The organism is Chryseobacterium sp. CS2K3 (genome assembly GCF_059515185.1).
The window spans coordinates 1-865 of sequence record NZ_JCAKRW010000032.1; the positions used below are offsets into that span (position 1 = coordinate 1).

General features: G+C 38.4%; 1 pseudogene. It reads right to left on the reverse strand.

Going from position 1 to position 865, the window contains the following annotated elements:
* Positions 1 to 865, reverse strand: a pseudogene (locus AC5YGG_RS20865) (RHS repeat-associated core domain-containing protein); the annotation flags it as partial.

Here is an 865-nt window from a genome sequence, read left to right on the forward strand (position 1 = left end):
AATGTTCCCGTTGTATTTAGGTTTTACTTTTAAATCTGAATAATCATTGTTGGGTGTTTCCTGCCCCTCTACTTTATTGTAGTTGATTTTATACCCAAACAGATCGCTTCCTAAGTTGGAAGGATCATTTATCTGCGTCATCCACCCTCGGATATTATACTGATAATTAACCGTCTGTAATGGTGATCCAAGGCTGATTCCGCCCACTTTTTTAGTAGTAAGCTGTGAGAGTTCATTATAATCATTCTGAGCAAGAATTTCTTCAGGATTAGAATCTATCTTGTGTTTATGAACCAAGAGCCTGTTCTGATGATCATAAGTAAAAGTCTCGGTGATCACTTTTTCAGTATCCGTAGTCAGCCTTTTGTGTTTTGTAACAACAATTTGAGGAACTCCCGCAAAATCAAGTTTAGATTCTGTTCGGGTATATCCTCCCAAGTGATTGATAGAGTGTGTTCCAATAACTCTGCCTTTCAGATCATAATAAGTATAATTCTTGGTCCAGTTATCATCTTCAATATTCTTAACAAAGCTCATGACAGGAAGTCCTTTGGTACTTCTTCCCTCTGGTGATGGAGAGCCTGTAAGTGTTGTTTCTCCCTGAATATTGGATGGAAAAGGAGAATTGAAATCGTAATTGGGATAGGTATCATAATAGTTGACCGAGTACACCTTTTCTATATGATCACCAGGATAGGCTACATTGCTGTATTTTATACTCATGCCTGCAGAAGTAAAACCTGCTGCATCCCGACCTTCTGTTGCCGGTTTTCCGTTATCAATATAATAATCAATACTTCCTTGTACTTGCTGCCTAACAAACTGTGATCCAATATTGGCTATACCGGTAAATACCACACGGGAG